Below are 12,238 nucleotides of genomic sequence, written 5' to 3'. Positions count from 1 at the left end.
GTTCTTTCACCGGTCTGCAAGAAGGCCTCGACCGGCATGCCGGAGACAGGCGTCAACTTCCCTAGCCGGGTCCACTCTTCCTTTGATACGTGAGCGCGAAGGACGTAGTAGCTTGCGCCCGAATGCTGATCGGTGGTCGGTTCAGCTGAAATCTTGGTGATTTGTGCGTTCAGCTGAGGCGTATCCCGCTGATTGAACGCTGAAAACCTCAGCATGACCGGCTGCCCGAGGGTTACCTGGTCGATATCTTGCGGCGAAAGTTTAAGCTCAGCAACAAGCGCGTCCCGATCCGGCACGATCTGCATAACGGTTTCTCCCGGCGATATCACGGCACCCGCTGCATGCACGCTCAGATGGTCGACGACGCCGCCCTGCGGTCGATGCGTTTCAGATCATCCTCCGCGGCGACCAATCGCTCCATAAATTGCCCGGTGTCGCTCTGGGCCTGACGCAATTGCTCTGACACCTCGGCGCTGTGATCGTCGTCAACTTGTGTGATCTGCAGTTCCGTCTCGGTCATCTTACCTTTCGCCTGTGCGATGCTCGAAACGAGATTGCCGAGTTCTCCAGTCAGGTTGGCACTTTCGCGCTGCAGCGCATAGACCTTCGCCGCCGGGATGATGCCCTTATCGAACAGCCGCTGAAGGCTGGAAAGTTCCTTGGCGATCAGATCGATCTCCTGGCGCTTGCCATTCTCTTGCGCGACCAGACCGTCCACCTCCTGCCTCAGTTGCTGGATACGCTCGCTCAGCTGTGATTTGCGACTTTGTCTGGACGCCAATCGATCTTCGAATAGGCGTACCTCGCCGGCGATCGTCCGAGAGATTTCATCTTCGCCGGCCCGCGAAAGCAGTTCCGCCGGAAAAGCGATCGCGGGCGCGCCATCGCGTTCGGCTACCAGCCGCGCGATCCTCGCGGACAGTTCCTCCAATCGTTTTCTTATGATCGCGAGATTGGCTCTCATTTGCGTATCGTCGAGATGGATCAGAAGTTGGCCAGCATCGACACGATCACCGTTCTTGACTTGAATGTCGCCGACGACCCCCCCTTTGAGATGCTGGACTGATTTTACATAGCTGTCGACCGCAAGCGTTCCAGGGGCGATGACCGCACCCGAGATCTCCGTGGTCGCAGCAAGGCCACCGATCACGCCGACAAGCAGGACGATCGTGCCGAACGCCGCAACGGAAAGCCGGCGTATCGAACGCTCGCTGGGTGACAGCTTTTCTGTGCTCATGATCCGGCGTCCTCGCCGGCGACCTTCAGTCGGACCGCATTCTGTTTGATCGGTTGCTTCACCGGCTTTCCGAGGACCATCTCCTTAGGTCCAAACGCCTGCAGCCGTCCCGCGGCAATGACCATCAACATGTCGGCCGCAACCAAAGCGCTTGGCCGATGGGCGATGACGATTGCAATGCCGCCCCGCGCACCGACGCCGAGCAGGGCTTGGGCCAGAGCCGCGTCGCCTTCCGCATCCAGATTGGAATTGGGTTCATCCAGCACCACCAAAAACGGGTCGCCATAGAGCGCTCGCGCAAGCGCAATGCGCTGCCGCTGCCCAGCGGAAAGCCGAGAGCCTCCCTCCCCGATCATCGTATCGAAGCCCTGCGGCAGCTCTACGATCATCTCATAGACGCCGGCAGACTTTGCAGCAGCGACAACCAATTCCGATGAAGGCTGCTTTTCAAAGCGGGCGATGTTCTCGGCAATCGAACCATCGAAGAGGCCGACGTCCTGTGGAAGATAGCCGATGTGGCGCCCAAGTTCCGAGGAATCCCATTGCGCGAGAGCGGCATGATCAAGGCGTACCGAGCCGGTCGTCGTGGGCCATAGTCCGGTGACCGCACGGGCAAGCGACGACTTTCCCGAGGCGCTGGGACCAATGACCCCCAATACGGTCCCGGCCGATATGTCAAACGAGATGTTGCGAAGGATGAGCTCACGGCTGCCTGGAGAGGCGAGGCTCAGACTGTCTACGGTCAATTTTGATCTGGGTGCCGGCAAGCTGACGCTCCAGTCTCCAGCGGGCAGGATTTCCAGCAGTCTGACAAGGCGCAACCAGCTTTGCCGCGCAGCAACAAATCCTTTCCATTGGCCGATAGCAAGCTCCACCGGTGCGAGCGCCCGGCTGACGAGGATCGAACTTGCGATCATGATGCCCCCCGTCGCTTCCTGCCGGATGACGAGAACCGCGCCGACCGCAAGCACGGCAGACTGAAGCATCATCCGAAGGATGCGCGACGTGGTCGTCAGAATTCCAGTGACGTTGGCGGCGGCAAGTTGATTTTCGAGATAGGCGCCGTTGAGATCAGCCCATCGCTCCGCCATCCGACCGACGAAACCCATGGCGACAACCGCTTCCCAGTTTCGTCGTGCACCTTCAGCAAAGGCAAGGCGCGCTGCCGACCGTTTGGCCGCCTCGGCTGCCGGCCGTTGCGACAAGATCTCGGCGAGGACCGCCAGAACGATGAGGACGATGGCGCCGCAGGTCGCGGTCAGCCCGATCCAGAAGTGGAAAAGAAAGCACAGTCCGAGATAAAGCGGTATCCATGGCAGGTCGAACAGGGTGATCGGACCGGTACTGGAGAGAAAAGACCGAACTCTGTCCAGATCGCGAACCGACTGCATTCCATCTCCTGCCGCCGGCATTATTTGTGGCTGAAGCACCAGCGAGGCAAAGACCTTACCGTTCATCCGCTCGTCCAGCGCCACACCAACGCGGCCCAGGAGCATCGAACGCAACAGTTCAAGAACACCGTGAAACAAGAAAAGGGTTGCCGCAATGATCGCAATACCGACCAGTGTCGAAAGGCTGTGACCGGGAATGACACGGTCGTAGACCTGAAGCATAAAAAAGGAACCTGTGAGGGCGAGTACGCTGATCACGGCACTCGTAATCGCCATGCTGAAGAACGCCTTTTGAAGGGACGTCAGGATCGCCATCAGAAATGTTCGAGGCAATTTTTTCGACGGAAGAGCCATTTAGCTTCAGTCCTTCATTTCGCCACCTCAGGATGGAAATTGACTATTATTACGAATCTATAGGTATATCCATTCACAAATACAGCAACATATCAGATTCTTCTTTGCATATACTACAACCTCTGAAATCGGTCTTAGGCCCAACGCAACTCCGTCCGCTACTCGCATTGCCACCGGAAGCGACATCTTTGAAATGAAAAAGTGACAGCCACTCTGGTGCCCCAGCTTATCAAACAGTGGCTGACATGGAGATGCTCCGCGGCAGCACTAAGCGCCTTCGGAAGATGATCTAAGCTCTTGAACGAAATCGAACTGTCGGCCCTGTTATTGCAAACGCTATTCGTTTGAAATTCCTCCGTAGCGGACACCGGCCTGTCTGAACGGAATGACCGATTTGGGGCAGCTTCCATACAGGCGGCTTTCAGGCATCTATGGTGGAACAGGTGCCATTCATTGAGCTGCAACGTTGTAAGGACCGGACGCAAATGACCTATGATGAGGGGAGCACGTCAAGGAGGTCTTCGCCTACTTCGGCCGCGTGTTGGTTTCCGCGCGGAACTGAGCCGGTTATGCTCTCTCCAGCAGCCAAGGGCCTCCACGGCGATGTTCCGGCAGTCCATCATTCCACCATTGCGTGTCTGTCTCATCGATTCTTCCACCGGAAACGGCGTAGGAGAGCTATTTTTGCAGCCCGAAGTCGTGACGTCAGACGGGACCACCGGCCTGCTTGACGCCGCTTGCGGGACAGGATGGCGTTTGATGGTGGACCGAATATATGCTTGCTGGCGAAGCCTGTGCGACGGTGGAGCTTCGCCGAGGCCGTCAAATATCCTTGCGATTGAGGAAGAGATCGACGTCGAAGAGTGTCGAAACTACTTTAAGGCGCAAGGTAAGAGGCCATTTAGATGCGACAAGCTTTAGTGAACGCGCATTGCCGCTTTATTCGCAGCGCCGCATGGTTCTGGTAACCTGATCGCCGTTTTCATCCGTGCGGGTGACGCTCCGTGTCATGCATCGACCGCGGTCATTATAGCGATCGTAACGGTCGCGATCGCGAACCGATCCGACAGCGATGCCCCGATCACTTAGCGCGACATAAGGATGGTGATGACGATGGTGACGATAGCCTTGATCATAGGAAGGCCCGTCGACGATGACCTCTTCAGCGGCCGCAGGCAAAGCAGCACCGATGGTGATAGCGGCCGCGCAGGCAATAATAATCTTTCGCATTTGCGTATCCTCCTTAATTTCACTCATGATTAACTGCCAAACTGGAATATTGTTCCAGCCTGCCGGTCTAAGGGGGAGTGCTGCGCAAGAGCTCGTTCACATCCGTACTGTTGCTGTCATCATCTCCAGGAAGCGATCACGAGGTCATCGCCGCGCATTTAGACTGCGTTTTGGATCGTCCTGCTCGAGATCGCGAAACGACGCCAATCTATGCGATTTTTGCCATTTCAACTCCGTCGAAATAAAACAGCTTGCGTGCCAACCGCCGCGATCGAGTTTGCGATTTGCGACGCCTCGATGCCAATCTGGCGAAGCAGGCCTGTCGTGGCGGGGTTAAAGCCGCAGAAGTACAGACACCGTCATTCCCCGGTTGAAGCTCGCCCCGTGCCGGCTTTCCCGCATTCGAAAACCGTTCTGTCAAGTTAGGCAAAAGCGTCTCCAGAGACGGCGTATAGCCTGTCGCCAACACAATCGCATCGAATTCCGCAGACCGATCATTGGCGAAGAAGACGTTCGCACCCTCCGACAATTCGATGCCAGGATACACCCTGATCCGACCATCCCTGATCTTCGCGATGGTACCAATGTCGATCAAGGGAGTCCGACCTTGCTCTATCATCCTGGTCAGAGGGCCTTGCCGGCAGCGCTTGAGACCCAGCTCCTCGATATCGCGATAGCGTAGATGCAGAAAGGGCGCGTTAAATGCGTCGATCATTCTGTACGGAAATCGCTGTTGAACGATGGCGATCGTCGCGCTTGGCACACCAAACATCTCCCTCGGAACGATATTGACCGGACCGCGGACCGACATGGCGACATCAAGACCCGCTTCGGCACATTCCAGCGCAATCTCTCCTGCGGAGTTTCCGAAGCCGACTATTAGGATTCGACCCGCGCCGAGGGCGCAAGCGTTACGGTATTCGGAAGAGTGAATGATGGCCCCTGGAAAATTATCCTGACCAGTCCAATGCGGTCTGACAGGTGTCCTCGAGAGACCGGTCGCGATTACGACAGCTGTCGCCTGGAACACATCGCCATCGGTAGTCTCGGCAATCCAGTCCGTCTTTTTGGCTATGCATGCGACGGTCTTGTCAGTGAGAATGTGAAGGTCGTTCGCCCACGCATAGCTTTCGAGGTAGTCGATGACCTGCAGTCGCGACGGATATTTTGGATAGTCGGCGGGCATCGGCCTTCCCGGAAGCGCTGAGTGACTTTTGTCAGTATGGAGGTGAAGGCGATCGTAGTGTCTCCGCCACGAGGCGCCCAGCCTGTTCGTCGCTTCAAGGATAATGGAACGGCGGCCTCTTGCACGGAGCGCTGCGGCGCATGCCAACCCGGCCGGCCCTGCGCCTATGATGACTGTCTCCTCGTCAGCCATGTTGCGATTCCTCAAGCAAGCTCCTGTCTTTAGCGCTTGAGGTTACATCATCACGAGGCTCCGCGCATGCCCACCCGCATACATGTCTCAACGCTTGGCTTAACTGAGCGCGTATTTTGGCCCAGACCGGACCGAGATCCAGGCGGCGCAAACTTACACGCCGACAGCCTAGAGAACTCGTAAAGCGTCAGAGAGGCCTGCATGCGCAGGCCTCTTCGTGCCGGATGTCTTATACCCTTGCCTTGCGCCCGCGCTTCGGCTTGTCAGCTTCGGTCCGGTCCGACGCCGGTTTTGCTTCCGTTGCCTTCGCGGTCGCCGGCTTGCGAGCAGCTGCCTTCGTTGCAGGCGCTTTGGTCTTCGCCTTGGCGCTGTTCAGAAGCTCTGCGCGACGCGCACGATTTTCCTCAAGCGCCGTCTGAAACGAAACATCGCTATCGGCATGCTGGAGAAGATCGTCAAGGAACTCCGCGACCTGTGCGGTGGTTTCTACGACAACATAGTTTAGCCCCTGGCCCGCATCGATCGCGTCCCGGCCGATAGTCACGCCGAAGCCGCCGGGCACGCGCTGAAACCAGGTTGACCGCCACTTGTTGAAACCGGCGGCATCGGCTTCAAACTCGGCCAGATATGCCTTCTGCTCGGCGACCCTGACGCGGAAAGCATCGACGGCGCTGCGTGTGCCCGTCTTCGGCTTGTCAGACTTCCTGGAGGACCATTTTTCCAAAAAATTCGTCATTCTAATTGTCTCATCCGTTGATATTCGTCATTAAACGAGTTTCGTTAGTTCGCATCGATAGGGCACCCGTGCTCCACCCGGAGGTTTTATAGAATTGCCGCATCATGGCAACATCGTGGGCCTTCATGCACCGGCATAAGACAAATATGGATCACAGCTGCATCCCTACGATATCGGGGGAAGCGGCCCGTAGGCATTGACCCGCCGCGGCGAAAACAGGTGCATCGTTCTTTGGCGGCTCATTGTCCACTTTCTTCCGCCCGGAGCTGATCGATCGCATCCAATGCTTCGTCTGCCGGCCATCCAGCACGCAGAGCTGCGGCTACCAAGCGGATCTCGACCTCCTGCTCCAGCCTGAAAAAGGAAGCCTCGAGCGCTTCCTTCGCCGTAACGACGTGCTCGTCGTGTGAAACGACGCGGGGAATTCTTGCGGTCTTTGGCACAGCACTCCTCCTTTTAAAGCTGACGATTGTTCTCAATCGGGTTCTACCCGGTGCAAGTAGCTTTATCTCGGAATTTGGATCCCATCGGCGGCGATAAGCCTTGCGCCCCTTCGATAAAGTACGGCGAAACTCCGTAAATGTTCCACCAAATGTCAATTTTCGTTGCGGAAGAGTAGTGGCGCCAGACCTCGTGGCTCGCGATTTCTATTCCCATCAGGATCAACCGCCGCGGGAATTTACCTACTAATGTACCTTTAGTTGACGACGCGGCCATCCTGCTCGTTATGCGTGAAGAGGCTAAGCTATGCCCTGTCGCACCATCGCCAACGCCTTTTTTCGGCCTCAAGCATATCCCTAAGTAGGTGACGGTCGCAGACTCTGTGCGCAAGAAGAAGGCATAGCGCTGCTTTTGAGGCTCCCGATATTTAATTCAAGCGAGGAGACCGGTTGTAGTCTCGCTTAACGTCCAAACAGGGGCACCCTTTTCCCTCCGATGCGTGTTATGGAAAACCCGCCTGACTTTCCGATCCAGGTCGACTTGCCGGAAAGCGACGCGAATTTAATTCGATCGTTCCTTGGGCTTGGCGGCGCGCAGAGCATCGCTCAGCTCCATTCTGGCCGTTCCGATAAGCTGCTCCATGGCAAAGCGGGCAGCGTCTGGACGGCGCATGCGGATCGCATCCAAAACATCCTGATGCCGGGCGATGGCATATTCGTGCGATTGGCTGGCCCTGTTGGTCAGGCGGAAGCTTGCCAGCAGAGCCGCCCGGATGGCGGTAGCAAACTGGCGGAAGACCCAATTGCCGCTAGCATTGATGATGGCGGTGTGAAACTCCAGGTCCGCCTGGCTCCATGCCTCGTTGTCACGGGCATTGGCGGCGACCATATCCTCGAAAGCCTCGGCGATCTGTGCGAGCTGCTTTGCGGTGGCATTGGCAGCAGCCTGTGCGGCGGCCGCAGGCTCCAGCACCTGTCGCGCGTCTAGGAGGGAATCATAGAAGCGGCGGTCATTGCTAAGCGCCAGCGTGGCGTCGAGAACCAGCGGATCCAGATAGTTCCAGTTTTCCCGCGGCAGCACCGTCGTGCCGGCGCGGGTGCGCGAGCGGACCATTCCGAGCGCCGAGAGATATTGCATGGCTTCACGCAGGCTGGTGCGGCTAACGCCATAGACCTCCGAGAGCTCGGCTTCATTGGGGAGGATCAAACCCTCCGCAAGGGCACCAGATACGATCTGTCCGATGAGTTTCTTCAACAGTTCCTCGCGCACGGTGCGCCTCCCCTGTTCAGGCGTGCCCCCACCCTGCGTCGTGCGCAAAGACCCCAAACGCCTAGTCATCACCTGCACTCCCTTCCGCTTGCCCGGCGGCAATCATGAGCAGCACCACGCCGAGGCATCAATGCGCAACTGCAAGCCCGGCAAACTTCTCCCAAGGAATCTGGTCGTCATAAGCGGGCGCGATGCCCTGCCGCCGATGAGCGCAGATTGTCAAGCAGAACGGCGATCAGCAGAATGCAGCCGCGCACGAGATATTGATAAAAGGCCTGGATGTTGAGCAGGTTCATCACGTTTTCGGCGATACCCATAATGAGAACGCCGACAATGACGCCCGTCATCGCCGCTCGGCCACCCGCCAGCGACACGCCGCCGAGCACGCAGGCGGAGATGACGGACAATTCGAGCCCGGTTGCCGCATTCGGCTGACCCGAGGTGATGCGGGAAGCGAGCAGAATGCCGGCGATGGCACAGACAAGCCCCTGCAAGGCAAAGATCCAGATCCGCATGTTGACGACATTGACGCCGGCAAGGCGCGACGCCTCGGGATTGCCGCCGATCGCAAGCGTGTTCTTGCCGAAAACAGTGCGATTGAGCGCGAAGCCGAAGACGATGAACAGCAGCACCATGATCCAGATCGGCGTCGGCACCGTCAGAAAGCGCGACAGCGCCAGCTGATAGAAGGCCGGATCGTTGATGCCGACGGCGCGCCCGTCCGAGGCGATCAAGGCCAGACCGCGTACGATCTGCATGGTGGCGAGCGTGGTGATCAGAGCGTTGATGCGGAACTTGGCGATGACGACGCCATTAACGACGCCGACGAGGCCGCCGCAGATCAGTGCCGCCAGCAGGCCGACCGGGATGGAGCCGGTCGAGTTCGACACCATAACGGCGATCATTCCCGAGAAGGCGACGGTCGAGCCGACAGACAGGTCGAAGTCGCGCGAGGCAAGGCAGAACATCATGGTGCAGGCGACGATGCCGATGGTCACGACCGACTGCAGCAGACCGAGCATGTTACGCTCCGTCAGGAAGCTCGGAACGAAGAGCGAGACGATCATGAACGCGATCGCGAAGATCACCACCAGACCCTGTTCGCCGAGAAGAAGCTTTTTCAACGAATTCATCACTACCATTCCTGAATTAGATTGTGCCGGCGGCATTCTTGTCGGGCAGGGCCGCAGTCAGAATGGCGCGTTCGTCGAAATCGGGACGCGCGACATTGGCGGCAACTCGGCCCTGGCACATGACCATGATGCGATCCGAAATACCCATGACCTCGGGAAGCTCGCTGGAAATGACAATGATCGCCATCCCGCCGGCTGCCAGCTCATAGAGGATTTCGTAAATTTCCGACTTGGCACCGACATCGATACCGCGCGTCGGCTCGTCGATGACAAGTACCTTGACACCCTGTTCGGAAAGCCAGCGGCCGAGGATGACCTTCTGCTGATTGCCGCCCGACAGATTGACGATATCCTGCCGGCGTGAGGGCGTGCGGACCCTGAGTTTGGCGATGAACTGATCGGCGACGGAGGCTTCCTTTTTCGGATTGAGGACGCCGAAGGGCGAGAAATGCCGCCTTGACGAGATGGTAATGTTTTCCTCGATCGACCGCCCCTGAATGATGCCGTCGAACTTGCGGTCCTCGGGGCAGAGAACCATGCCGGCGCTGATGGCAGCCTTCGGATTGTTCGGCGCGACGGCAATGCCGTCGATCGAGACGCTGCCCTGGAGACGATGATCGGCGCCATAGAGAAGGCGTGCCATCTCGCTTCGCCCGGCGCCGATCAGGCCGAAGAAGCCCAGAATTTCGCCCTTGCGGACGGAAAAGCTGATGGGATTGCGAAGCTTCGAGCCCGACAGTTGCTTGACCTCGAGGCGCACCTCGCTGAGCGGCCGCTCGCGCCAGTTCCAGATATTGCTGATCTCCCGGCCGACCATTTGCGCGATGATCTGATCCCGCGTCGTATCGGCGATGTCAGGATGATGCGCCGCAAGCTTGCCATCGCGCAAAACGGTGAGGCTGTCGCAGAGCCGGAAGATTTCATCCAGGCGATGCGAAACATAGAGAATGACGGTGCCGTTGGCTCTCAGCCGGTCGATCAGGGAAAACAGGATTTCGCTTTCGCGGGAGGAGAGCGACGAGGTCGGTTCGTCAAGCGCGATCACCCGCGCATCGACCATGACGGCCTTGGCGATCTCCACCATCTGGCGCGCACCGATCGACAGCGAGGAAACCTTGGCGGCGGGATCGACATCGATGCCGATTTCCTTGAGTTTGGTGCGAACGGTCTCGACCAGCGTCTTGCCGTCTATCACGCCAGCCTTCCCGGGAAAGCGGCCGAGCCAGAGATTCTCGGCGACGGTCAGTTCCGGCACCAGCTGCAGCTCCTGATGGATGACGACGACGCCGGCATGAAAGGCATCGCGGACGGAACTGTAATGCTGCTCCACCCCATCGATGACGATGCTGCCCGCATCCGCCGCCTGATCACCGGAAAGGATGCGGATCAGCGTCGATTTGCCGGCGCCGTTTTCGCCCATCAGCCCATGCACCGCGCCCCTTTCCACATCAAAAGAGACGTCGGCCAGTGCCTGGACACCCGGATAGCCCTTGGAAATGCCCTTGAATTCAAGGAAAGCCATGCTTGCTCCATCGAGAGAAGGTCCGGGGGCAACGATGCCGCCGGACGGATATCATCCTTGTGGGATGATCATTCGATGCCGAGATCCTTGCGAACCTTTTCGTAATCGCCGCGCAGCGCTAGGGAACCGGAGGTCAGCGTCAGCTTCGGCGGCTCCTTGCCGTTGGCAATCCAGTCATACATATCGAGCGCGGTCTCGTAGCCGTGGCGCTTCGGCGAGATGATGACCGTGCCGAAGAAGCCGGTCGCGGCAGGCTTCTTGAACTCGTTGATCGCCGAATCCGCACCGCCGATACCGACGCCGACCATGTTGGTGGCGGGAATGCCGACCGATTCCGAGGCGCGGACCGCACCGAGCACGGCTTCATCGTTGAGGCCGAAGGCAACCCAGTACTTGATATCGGCATGCTTGTTGAGAACCGTGGTCGCGGCGTTGAGCGCTGCTTCCGTGTCGGTCTTTGCCTGCGGCGCGTCATAGATATTCGCGGCCGGGAAGCCTGCGGCCTTCATGACCGAGATCGCTCCCTCGACGCGGTCGACGGCTGTCGGCAGCTGATCGTAGGAGACGCGGATCGCGCCGACATTCTTCATGTCCCAGCCGCGCTTCTTGATTTCATCGATTATCGCCTGCCCAACGGTCTCGCCGATCTTGGTGGCGGAGATGCCCATATGCGGCACATCCTCGAGCGGCTTGCCTTCGGCATTGACGAGACGGTCGTCGACGGTCATCAGCTTCAACTGGTTGGCGGCAGCCTTGGCGACGATGCCAGGGCCGAGCTTGACGTCCGGCGTGCAGACGATGAAGCCCTGCGCACCCTGCGCGCCGAGATTGTCGATCGCCGACTGAACCTTCTCCCCATCTTCGGCGCCGATCTTGACGAGTGTGAAGCCCTTCTCCTTGGCAGCCTGATCGGCAAATTTCCACTCATCCTGGAACCAGGGCTCCTCCGGCTGCTTGACGATGAATCCGATTTTGACATCCTCGGCAAGCGCCGAGCCGGCGGCCAGAACGGCAAACGCGCCCGCAAGGATGGCTGCTTTGAAAAAGCGCATGATCTCTCTCCCTAAAATCTCGCTCTGCCATTTGTCGGCAGCAAGCTGTGAATAGGAAAAAACATCATACCAGTCAATGTTTGTGTATGATTATTTATTCCACTTTGCCGACAGAAATCGAGCATCACAGAAGAAAGCGGGACGTTATTGCGAAAAGCACGACGGCAACTCGTGAGAAACCGGCATCGCGGGAAAAATAAATCCTATCTATCTGTTGACATTAAGGGGTGCGACTATAGGGTGCCCGACCATTCGGGATCGGCCTTGATGGCGAGGGGATGGCAGCCGTTCAATGAGCATTATCGATTTGCACGACGGCTTGTTTTCGGTTCGCGTATCAACCTCGGGCGGCATATTGCTCGACTATTCCTGGGCGGTGGATGGTAACAAAATCGCGCTTCTGAGACCGGCGCCGGACGATGCAAGTGCGCCCGCGTCCGCCTGCTATCCGCTGCTCCCCTTCGGCAACCGCATCCGCAACAACCGGTTCACATT

9 protein-coding genes and 2 pseudogenes are annotated in these 12,238 nt (G+C 58.2%); 1 reads left to right on the top strand and 10 read right to left on the bottom strand.

Annotation, left to right across the window (positions count from 1 at the left end):
- From Q4Q11_RS28125 to Q4Q11_RS28080, 10 genes and pseudogenes are all read right to left on the bottom strand, one after another.
- A pseudogene (locus Q4Q11_RS28125) lies at positions 1-1,237 on the bottom strand (HlyD family type I secretion periplasmic adaptor subunit); the annotation flags it as partial.
- Complete coding sequence (locus Q4Q11_RS28120; RefSeq protein WP_498571530.1) at positions 1,234-2,982, bottom strand: type I secretion system permease/ATPase; 1,749 nt, start codon at positions 2,980-2,982, stop codon at positions 1,234-1,236. The pseudogene Q4Q11_RS28125 and the gene Q4Q11_RS28120, both read right to left, overlap by 4 nt.
- A 939-nt stretch (positions 2,983-3,921) precedes the next feature.
- Positions 3,922-4,212, bottom strand: coding sequence for a hypothetical protein (locus tag Q4Q11_RS28115; RefSeq protein ID WP_112512915.1), 291 nt, complete (start codon positions 4,210-4,212; stop codon positions 3,922-3,924).
- Between the two features lie 208 nt (positions 4,213-4,420).
- Positions 4,421-5,590: a flavin-containing monooxygenase gene (locus Q4Q11_RS28110; RefSeq protein WP_498571529.1), complete on the bottom strand. Its 1,170-nt coding sequence runs from the start codon at positions 5,588-5,590 to the stop codon at positions 4,421-4,423.
- A gap of 229 nt (positions 5,591-5,819) precedes the next feature.
- Complete coding sequence (locus Q4Q11_RS28105; RefSeq protein ID WP_498571528.1) at positions 5,820-6,326, bottom strand: hypothetical protein; 507 nt, start codon at positions 6,324-6,326, stop codon at positions 5,820-5,822.
- Positions 6,327-6,565: 239 nt separating this feature from the next.
- Positions 6,566-6,769: a hypothetical protein gene (locus Q4Q11_RS28100; protein ID WP_112512918.1), complete on the bottom strand. Its 204-nt coding sequence runs from the start codon at positions 6,767-6,769 to the stop codon at positions 6,566-6,568.
- 559 nt (positions 6,770-7,328) lie between these two features.
- On the bottom strand, positions 7,329-8,105 hold the full coding sequence (locus Q4Q11_RS28095) for a FadR/GntR family transcriptional regulator (protein ID WP_498571527.1): 777 nt from the start codon (positions 8,103-8,105) through the stop codon (positions 7,329-7,331).
- Between the two features lie 107 nt (positions 8,106-8,212).
- Complete coding sequence (gene araH / locus Q4Q11_RS28090) at positions 8,213-9,169, bottom strand: L-arabinose ABC transporter permease AraH (RefSeq protein WP_162701637.1); 957 nt, start codon at positions 9,167-9,169, stop codon at positions 8,213-8,215.
- Positions 9,170-9,185: 16 nt separating this feature from the next.
- Positions 9,186-10,691, bottom strand: coding sequence for an L-arabinose ABC transporter ATP-binding protein AraG (gene araG / locus Q4Q11_RS28085; RefSeq protein ID WP_498571526.1), 1,506 nt, complete (start codon positions 10,689-10,691; stop codon positions 9,186-9,188).
- A 68-nt stretch (positions 10,692-10,759) separates the two neighbouring features.
- Positions 10,760-11,743, bottom strand: coding sequence for an arabinose ABC transporter substrate-binding protein (locus Q4Q11_RS28080; protein WP_113217411.1), 984 nt, complete (start codon positions 11,741-11,743; stop codon positions 10,760-10,762).
- 292 nt (positions 11,744-12,035) lie between these two features.
- Here Q4Q11_RS28080 and Q4Q11_RS28075 point away from each other — a divergent pair.
- Positions 12,036-12,238 (top strand): annotated as a pseudogene (locus tag Q4Q11_RS28075) (aldose 1-epimerase); the annotation flags it as partial.

Source organism: Rhizobium sp. UFLA01-1127 (genome assembly GCF_059803845.1).
This window is presented reverse-complemented; position numbering and strand designations above follow the sequence as displayed.

What these genes read in the sequence shown, in the direction of transcription:
- Q4Q11_RS28120 (WP_498571530.1), bottom strand. Translation starts at nt 2,982, where the DNA reads ATGGCTCTTCCGTCGAAAAAATTGCCTCGAACATTTCTGATGGCGATC.
- Q4Q11_RS28115 (WP_112512915.1), bottom strand. Translation starts at nt 4,212, where the DNA reads ATGCGAAAGATTATTATTGCCTGCGCGGCCGCTATCACCATCGGTGCT.
- Q4Q11_RS28110 (WP_498571529.1), bottom strand. Translation starts at nt 5,590, where the DNA reads ATGGCTGACGAGGAGACAGTCATCATAGGCGCAGGGCCGGCCGGGTTG.
- Q4Q11_RS28105 (WP_498571528.1), bottom strand. Translation starts at nt 6,326, where the DNA reads ATGACGAATTTTTTGGAAAAATGGTCCTCCAGGAAGTCTGACAAGCCG.
- Q4Q11_RS28095 (WP_498571527.1), bottom strand. Translation starts at nt 8,105, where the DNA reads ATGACTAGGCGTTTGGGGTCTTTGCGCACGACGCAGGGTGGGGGCACG.
- araH (WP_162701637.1), bottom strand. Translation starts at nt 9,169, where the DNA reads ATGAATTCGTTGAAAAAGCTTCTTCTCGGCGAACAGGGTCTGGTGGTG.
- araG (WP_498571526.1), bottom strand. Translation starts at nt 10,691, where the DNA reads ATGGCTTTCCTTGAATTCAAGGGCATTTCCAAGGGCTATCCGGGTGTC.
- Q4Q11_RS28080 (WP_113217411.1), bottom strand. Translation starts at nt 11,743, where the DNA reads ATGCGCTTTTTCAAAGCAGCCATCCTTGCGGGCGCGTTTGCCGTTCTG.